The organism is Streptomyces poriticola (assembly GCF_036689765.1).
GTDB lineage: Bacteria > Actinomycetota > Actinomycetes > Streptomycetales > Streptomycetaceae > Streptomyces > Streptomyces poriticola.
The window spans coordinates 1-8,209 of sequence record NZ_JBAGKH010000063.1 but is presented as its reverse complement, the minus strand read 5'-3'; the positions used below and the strand labels follow the sequence as shown (position 1 = coordinate 8,209).

Annotated in this window: 4 protein-coding genes and 2 pseudogenes; 4 read left to right on the top strand and 2 right to left on the bottom strand. The window is 68.0% G+C overall.

The features are described 5' to 3' along the window. Positions 1 to 207 precede the first annotated feature (207 nt). A pseudogene (locus V5O46_RS31255) lies at positions 208 to 1,664 on the bottom strand (NF041680 family putative transposase). A 770-nt stretch (positions 1,665 to 2,434) separates the two neighbouring features. Here V5O46_RS31255 and V5O46_RS31250 point away from each other — a divergent pair. The 4 genes from V5O46_RS31250 (at position 2,435) to V5O46_RS31235 (ending at position 6,831) form a co-directional block, all read left to right on the top strand. After that, a complete protein-coding gene (locus V5O46_RS31250) occupies positions 2,435 to 4,414 on the top strand; it encodes a hypothetical protein (protein WP_332888114.1) in 1,980 nt (659 codons plus the stop codon). 478 nt (positions 4,415 to 4,892) lie between these two features. Further along, positions 4,893 to 5,192 carry a hypothetical protein gene (locus V5O46_RS31245; protein WP_332888113.1) on the top strand — a complete coding sequence of 100 codons (300 nt, stop codon included), beginning with the start codon at positions 4,893 to 4,895 and terminating at the stop codon, positions 5,190 to 5,192. After that, positions 5,189 to 5,389 carry a hypothetical protein gene (locus V5O46_RS31240; RefSeq protein WP_332888112.1) on the top strand — a complete coding sequence of 67 codons (201 nt, stop codon included), beginning with the start codon at positions 5,189 to 5,191 and terminating at the stop codon, positions 5,387 to 5,389. Before V5O46_RS31245 ends, V5O46_RS31240 begins: the two co-directional genes overlap by 4 nt. A gap of 539 nt (positions 5,390 to 5,928) precedes the next feature. Beyond that, the gene (locus V5O46_RS31235) at positions 5,929 to 6,831 is read left to right on the top strand and encodes an ABC transporter substrate-binding protein (RefSeq protein ID WP_332888111.1); all 903 of its coding nucleotides are present in this window, start codon (positions 5,929 to 5,931) and stop codon (positions 6,829 to 6,831) included. A 307-nt stretch (positions 6,832 to 7,138) separates the two neighbouring features. On the opposite strand, the pseudogene V5O46_RS31230 reads toward V5O46_RS31235, so the two are convergent. Next, positions 7,139 to 8,209 (bottom strand): annotated as a pseudogene (locus tag V5O46_RS31230) (IS256 family transposase); the annotation flags it as partial.

Genomic DNA, 8,209 nt, shown 5'->3' with positions numbered 1-8,209 from the left:
ACACGTACACAACAGCGGTGAACACAGCCCGCTCATCGCACGGCGCTGTCCCACCACCCTGCGGACGCGACGCGAACGAGGGAAGCAACGGAGCTACCAGCGACCAGAGTTCGTCAGGAACCAACCGCTGCGACAGACCGACACCCATGACAAGCCATCATGCCGCATCGATCTGACACCACGTGAGACAAGCTCTAAGCTTGAAATTTAACCTTTGTGGGCTTTGCGGCGATTGCGTTCGGTGACGGTTGCTGGGCGTGTGGTGGTCTTGCCGACGTCGTAGCGGGTGCGGGCCGCTGGTTCTTTGAGCCAAGTGGCCTGCCTGGTCCGGGTGTTGTGGGTTTCGGTGCGCGGGCCGGATTGTGCAGGTGAGGGCGGAGGTTGCGAAACCCTCGGCGGACGCGGGCCGGGGTCAGCCGGGAGGGCTCGGACGGTTTCTCCCAGGGGCGACGGAGGTCGGCGGCCGCTGCGCGGGTGAGCCGGAGCTGGGTGTGGGCGGCGATCACGATCCACGTCCAGCGGTCCGCGGCTTCGGGGGTGCGGAGCTTGGGGCGGGTCCAGCCGAGGGTCTGTTTCGCGAAGCGGAAGGTGTGCTCCAGGTCGAATCGGCGCAAGAACGCCTGCCAGCGCAGATCGACGTCGTGGCAGGTCAGGCCGGTGGCCGAGGACCACAGCCACAGCGGCAGCGGGTCGGCGCCGCCGGGCAGCCGGTCGACCTTCAGGCGGATGACCGTGCCCTCGATGACGGGGAGCTCGGCGGTGTGGTCGATCCACGCGGAGCGGGTGGTCAGCTTCGGGTGGAGCCGATCGAAGGCGAGGGCTTCGGCGGTGCCGTAGCGGTCGGTGACCTGCACCGTCGCGGCGTCCGGCTCACCCCAGGTCTCGGGCTTGGCGAAGCGGAACTCCGCTCCGTGCTTCGGCGGCCGCCCGCCCCGCCGATAGGACTGGGCGTACTCCTTGAGCGAGGGCGCTGGCCGTCGCATGACACGGTCCGACCTCATCCGTCCCAGGACTTCGACGGGCAGCCCGGCCAGGAGCCAGGCCATGCGTGGGGCGTCGTAGCCGGCATCGAAGACGATGAGGATGTCCGGGTCGCCTTCCTCCCACTGGCCGCCCTCGACCAGGTCGGTGACCACCCGGCGGACCTGGGCGGCGGTGATCTCGGCGACGTCGTCGTCGGGGCCGAGGCGCACGGCGTCCAGGATCTGGCACCACGAGGTCCGCCCGGTCTCCAGCGCGGCGACGAAGGAGTACGGCCACCCCGGCACGAACTGGTCCGAGGACCGGCCGTTGCGCCCGTAGACATGGCAGAACAGGCGGTCCGGGCTGGTCGGGGCATCCGAGCGCAGCCAGTTGCTCACATCGACAGCCAGGACCAGGCGGTGGTCGGCGGCCTTGGGCTGCGGCAGCACCGCCAGGGCCCGGCGCAGCCCGGCCTGATCGATCCGGCCGCAGTTCAGCGCGTCGTACAAGGCGCCGTGCCCACGCCGGTGCTCGGCCACCAGCGTCAGGTCGACCGGCGAGGTCACCGGCCCGTTCTCACACAGCATCGCGTCGGTGAGCTCGAACAGGGTGTCACCGCGCCGGGTCAGGCAGGCGTAGAAGTCCTCCCGGAAGTGTGACGTGAAGTCGAACGCGTCCCGCCAGGCATCGTCGTGCAGCACACTCACCCCTGCGGCCTTCGTATGAGTCTGTATTCCGTGGCGGAACGCAGAATCATGCGAGGGCCGTCCGCCTGTCCGGCGAATCCCCAGGTGAGTGACGGTGTCCTACTTGGTGTTCGAGCCCAGAGGTTAAAGAACAAGCTAAGTCGTTCACGACGGGGTGATGCCACCAGATCTGACCGCAAAGACGTCGGGAGAGCACGAGCACAGTCTGGCGTCGCCGGCACGCCGCCTCGGCGGCCTGCGCCAACTCCGACCGGGGCAGATCACGTTGGAATGGCACGTTTCACGGACACGGCCTTCCGACGGCGGTTTGATGAGCCCATGCAGGAGTGGGGGGAGATACGCGCTCGTTGCGCACGCAGCCGTCTACGGGACGGCGGCCGCCTGTCTGGCGACGGTCGCCATCTTCATGGGTTTCGTGGCCGCGGATCGGCCCGCCACGTGACAGGGGTGATCGCCGGGGCCATGGGCTCAGCTGACTCGATGAGGGTGCTCACCAGTTCCGGACGCCTCTCATTTCAGCCGCGTCACAGCGCCGTGGCATCAGGCGCACACACGATCCTCATCCTCGGCTACCGCAACAAGACAGTGGCGCCCTCGGCAACGTCGCCCCGTCATACACCCGCAAGGGGCGGCATGCGCGCCAGGGGAACGGACAGCGCTGCTGCCGCGGGAGACATAGGTGACGTCATCACCGCGGATGGAAGCCACAGGTGATTCCTATGCGAGGCCGCAGGGACCGCGGCGGTCAGGAGGATGGTGATGGCATGTCTGCGGCGCCGGGCGGGCGGGTGCAGGCAAGCAAGGAGTCAGTGGCAGCGGGCGGAGACATCGACGCCGTCATCAACGGCGACCACAACACCGTGACCCATGTCTACGTCCTCCCTTCCACGCAGCCAGGCAGCGGCACGAAGCAGGAAGCACCCACCGCTCGTCTCATCAGCGAGTGCCACCCGCTCGACCTGGAGGTACATCACGCGATCCGTGTCGGCACTAGGGGCGATGAGTTACCCGCCTACGTGCCGCGCGAGCACGACGTCCATCTCCGGCGCGTCGTGGACGCTGCGCGGGAAGGGAGAAGCCAACTGTGTGTGCTGGTGGGCGAGTCCTCCACCGGCAAGACCCGTGCGTGCTGGGAAGCCGTCCAACCACTGGCGGCCGAGGGCTGGCGGCTGTGGCACCCATTCGACCCCACCCGAGCCGAGGCAGCCCTGGCTGGCCTGTCCGCGGTAGGGCCGAAGACCGTGGTCTGGCTGAACGAAGCGCAGCACTACCTGGCCCCTCTCCAGGTCGGAGACCGCATTGCCGCAGCCCTGCGGACCCTGTTGACCGACACCGAGCGCGCTCCGATTCTGGTGCTGGGCACTCTGTGGCCGGTGCACTGGGACCAGCTGACCTCCCTGCCGGCCAAGCCGGAGCACGATCCGCACGCCCAGAGCCGGCCTCTGCTGACGGGCCGACAAGTACACGTGCCCGGTGCCTTCACCGAACACGATCTCGTCGCTCTGCGCAGTGCTGCCGCAACCGACGAGCGCCTCGCCCAGGCACTGGCTGGAGCAGCGGCCGGCCGCATCACCCAATTCCTGGCCGGTGTTCCAGCCTTGCTGGACCGGCACAGGCATGCCAGCCCAGGTGCCCGGGCGATCCTCGACGCTGCCATGGACGCGCGTCGCCTGGGCTGCGGGCCTGACCTCCCGGCACCGTTCCTTGAGGAGGCGGCCACCGGCTACCTGCCCGAGTCGGTCTTCCAGTCTCTGGACGACGACTGGTTCGAGGAAGCCCTCGCCTACACCGAGCGCCCCGTCCACGGCAACGCAGCACTGCTGCAACGATCACGCCGCACTCCAGGTGGCCGCTGTGACGACCGGCGTTTCCGGCTGGCCGACTACATGGAGCAGCACGGCCGCCGGACACGAAGTCTCCTGTGTCCGCCAGCATCCTTCTGGGACGCTGCCCTGGGGCACCTGTCACGACGTACCGATGTCAGCGCTCTGGCGTCAGCAGCCTCAGCCCGGTGGCGGCTGCGCTACGCCAGCCTTCTGGAGGCGCGTGCCAGTCAACTGCCCTGGGCCGAGCCCTCCATCGGCCCAGACGTACAGGCCCCCGGGTATGACTGGCTTGACGAGGACGCCAACTGGCCAGCCGAACACCTCACCTGTCGGGCGCTGACCGATCTCGCCTACACCGCCGCTGATGCCTTCGACTACGAGGAGGCTGCGGCCTTGGCCCTGCAAGCTGCCGAATGCTGCCAGCCGGACGCGCTCGCCGAGATCGCGCTGCAGCACGAGGAGGCGGGACTGACCAGCGAGGCATCGGACCTGGCCCACCACGCCGCAGCCAACGGAGCCCCTGCCTGCCTGAGCCACCTGGCAATGATGCGAGAGGAGAAGGCACTCTACGACCAAGCAGAGCACTACGCGCGAGAGGCCGCCGAGTACGGGCTGACCAGCACACTGGCCGACCTGGCAGAGCGCCGCGAAGCAGCCGGCAGCAGAGAGCGTGCCGAAGTCCTCTGGGAAGCCGCCGCCACGTACGGACATCCCGAGGCTCTCGCCAGAATCGCCCGCTTCCAATACGAAGCCCACGACATCGACGGAGCAGCCCGAACCGCGCGCGAAGCACTCGACCGCGGAGACGCCGCCTCCCCCCACTACCGCTTCGAGCCCTTATGGGCACGGCTGTGGCCACACGGCATTGAACCGGACGGCACCCCCAGCCTCCCCGACCATCAGGACCACTCCTGGTAGGGACCGTGAGATGCGGGCAGCCCACGTATCAACCACCATGGGGCGCGCTGTAGACGCGCTTACGGCCTGAGGCGATCTCATCAACAGGACCACAACTCAACCAGCCGGCACGGGGCCCACAGGGCGTCACGGGCAACAAGCGGCGCTGCAGGTCAACGACGCGCGGTGACCGCAGCAGCACTGAGACATCAAACCCAGTACAGCCACACGCCTCTGACCAGCGCATACTCCGCGCACGCTATAGGTGTCTGCACGAGAATGACATGGCCATTCGTCATTCATGTCAGTGCCAGTTGAGCACCATCCGTCAGTGCCGATCACGAGGTCAGGAAGCCCGATCCACTGACACTCAGATGACAATGTTCAACTGACATTCCCCTGCAGACCGGCAGTGGGTCGGGAACCAGCGGAGCAGGGCGGCGACGCTGTCGCCGGAGCGGGTGGAGCTGCTGTCCGTGATCGGGATGCGGTGGTCCTGATGGTGGGCGTCGTCGTCACCGCGGCCGTCGCGCTCGCGGCTGGCTATCTGCTCGGGCGGCTGCGCCCGTGGCGACGCCTGGGCGACTGGGCGGCCGATCAGGTCCGCCACGCCGGGGCGTGGGCCCGGGGCGGCGCTGGCCGTCAGGTCGTCGTCGTCCTGGTCCACGCCGTCACCGCGCCGCGCACCAGCTGGCGCGTCATGCGCTCCCCGGCCACCGACGCCCCGGTGCCGGTGCCCGTACGCGATCCGGGCTGGGTCGCCAACCGCACCCGGACAGAGCAGGGAGGCACCCCGTGAGCACCGAGCAGTACGACCCGGTCGCGTACGGCCAGGAGCTGGCCGCCATCAGCCACCACCAGGCCGAAGCCACAAGCGCGCGGTTCGTGGTCTTCCAGGCCCTGGCCGCCGTCGGGATCGGACACGAGCAGGCTGACGACATCGTCGCGGCCCTGGAGGCCGGGGCGGTCGCCGGCGCCCACACCTGGATCTCCTAGAGCAGCCCGCCGCACGGAACCGAGCCGCGGTTCGAGGACGGCTGGTTCGCCGGTGTCCGCGGCGTCGCCAGCCACCTGCGGCGCATTGCCGACACCACCGCTGCCACCGGGCGGGGTCGCGCCGCGTCCAGCGCCATGCTCCTCGCCCACCTCCAGCAGCCCGCATTCGCGAAGCTCGGCATCGACTGGGCGTGACAGGCTGTCCGGCTCGTCGTTGAGCTGGGAGGTCAGCGAAGTGGAGGCCCTGGAGGGTCGTGGTGGCCCCCGGGGCTTCCTGCTTGTCCTCCGGCACCGCTCCCTGCGGCGTGTCTCAGGGTTCGATGAAGGGGAGGCAGTCTGCACACGATCAAGCTCAGCTTCAGTGGCACTGGACACGCGTTGCAGCGGCTCGCCCCGCATCAGCGACACCACGTCCTCCGGTGGAGGGTATGCCGGGAGCGCCTACCTGGTACACGGGAACGGCTTTGTCAAACTCGGCCCGTGAAGGGCCGCTTTCGGCTCTCCTTGTACGGCAGGAAAATCAACGGAAGAGGGAATCCATGACTCTGCCGCCTCTGGGCCAGAAGGACACGTACAAGGTCGGCTTCGCGCAGACGGAGGCCAACAATCCCTGGCGTATCGCTCAGACCAAGAGCATGCAGGACGAGGCGGCGAAGCTCGGCTACCAGCTCGTGTACACGGATGCCGCGGGCTCGGCGGCCAAGCAGGTCGCGGACGTGAACTCGATGATCGCGCAGGGGGTCGACCTGATCTTCCTGTCGCCCCGGGAGGAGAAGCCGCTCATCCCGGCCATCAGGGCGGCCCAGGCCTCGGGCATCCCCGTCGTTCTCCTCGACCGGTCGGTGGACCCCGCCCTGGCCAAGCCCGGGGAGGACTACCTGACCTTCATCAGCTCCGACTTCGCCGAGGAAGGCCGGCGTCTGGCCGAATGGCTGATCAAGAACGCGAACGGCAAGACCAAGATCATCGAACTCGAGGGGACGAGCGGCTCCTGGCACGCGAACGACCGCAAGAAGGGCTTCGACGACGCCGTCAAAGCCGCCGGGGGCTTCAAGATCGTGGCCTCGCAGTCCGGGGACTTCTCCCGCGACAAGGGGCGCCAGGTCGCCGCGTCCCTCCTGCAGGCCCACCCGGACGCCAACGTGATCTACGCGCACAACGACGAGATGGCCATGGGCGCCGTCGCCGCCCTCGAGGACGCCGGCCGCAAGCCGGGCAGGGACGTCCTCGTCCTGTCGATCGACGGCGGCAAGGAAGCCGTCCAGGCCGTCGTCGACGGCAAGATCAACGCCAGCGTCGAATGCAACCCCCGGTTCGGCCCCATCGCCTTCCAGACGCTCAAGCGCTACGCCGCAGGCGAGAAGATCCAGCCGTGGGTGAAGAACATCGACAAGTTCTACGACTCCTCGAACGCCGCCGCCGAGGTGGCCGACACCTACTGAACCACGGGTCGGGCAGGAGGATCAGCCGGAGCGCGGCCATGGCGCCAGTGGGTGAGAGCGGGCGACCGACTCCATCCACACGACACAGCCCGACATGCAGAACAGAAGAACCGCTTCTACCGGCTGCGGCAGCACCGCCAAACCGAGCCGCTCCACGCCGGCGACGCGATCCTGCTGCGCCTCAGCGACATCGACCAGATCATGAAGTTCTCCATGATCTGGGTGAAGAACCACCCCGACCACCCGCGCAGCAGTGCCCTGTCGGACGGGGACTGTCAAACGAGTGGTGTAACTGGGGCAGTTGAGGTTAATGGCTGGCCGCTGACAGGCGGCCGTCGAAGGTGATGTCGAAAGCGTTGCGCGCTGTTTTCCAGCGCATGGTCCAGCGGGCCTGTCCCTTGCCGGTGGGGTCGAGGGACATGATCGCCATGTAGACGCACTTCAGTGCGGCCTGCTCGTTCGGGAAGTGACCACGAGCCTTGACCGGCCGGCGGATGCGGGCGTTGACCGACTCGATCGCGTTGGTGGTGCAGACGATGCGGCGGACCTCGGTGTCGAATCGCAGAAACGGGGCGAACTCCTCCCAGGCGTTCTCCCACCCGTTTCACGATCGCCGGATACTTCCTGCCCCATGCCTCGGCGAACTCGGCGAACCTGTCCAGGGCGGCCTCTTCGGTGGGAGCGGTGTAGACCGGCTTGAGGAGCTTGGCGATCTTGTCCCAGTCCTGGCGGGCGGCATAGCGGAAGGAGTTCCGCAGCAGATGCACGACGCAGGTCTGCACGATCGTCCGCGGCCAGACGGTCTCCACCGCTTCGGGCAGGCCCTTGAGCCCGTCGCAGACCAGCATGAGAACGTCGCTCACGCCGCGGTTCTTGATCTCGGTGAGAATGTGCAGCCAGTGCTTGGCGCCCTCGCGGCCGTCGCCGGCCCACAGCCCCAGGATCTCCCGCCGGCCCTCGGTGGTGACGGCCAGGGCCACATAGATCGGCCGGTTGGCCACCGCACCGTCGCGGATCTTCACGTGGACGGCCGTCGATGAAGACCACCGGATAGACGGCGTCCAGCGGGCGGCTCTGCCATTCCGCCATGCCTTCCAGGACCTTGTCTGTGATGGTGGAGATGGTCTGGCGGGAGACCTCAGCGCCATAGACCTCGGCCAGGTGGGCCTGCACCTCGCCGGTGGTCAGGCCCTTGGCAGCCAGCGAGACGACCATCTCGTCGACGCCGGTCAGACGCTTCTGCCGCTTCTTGACGATCTTCGGTTCGAAGGAGCCGTCGCGGTCGCGGGGCACGGTTATCCCAACCGGCCCGACGTCCGTCAGCACCGTCTTGGCACGGGTGCCGTTGCGGGAGTTGCCGCCGTTCTTGCCCGCCGGG

What these genes read in the sequence shown, in the direction of transcription:
- V5O46_RS31250 (WP_332888114.1), top strand. Translation starts at nt 2,435, where the DNA reads ATGTCTGCGGCGCCGGGCGGGCGGGTGCAGGCAAGCAAGGAGTCAGTG.
- V5O46_RS31245 (WP_332888113.1), top strand. Translation starts at nt 4,893, where the DNA reads ATGGTGGGCGTCGTCGTCACCGCGGCCGTCGCGCTCGCGGCTGGCTAT.
- V5O46_RS31235 (WP_332888111.1), top strand. Translation starts at nt 5,929, where the DNA reads ATGACTCTGCCGCCTCTGGGCCAGAAGGACACGTACAAGGTCGGCTTC.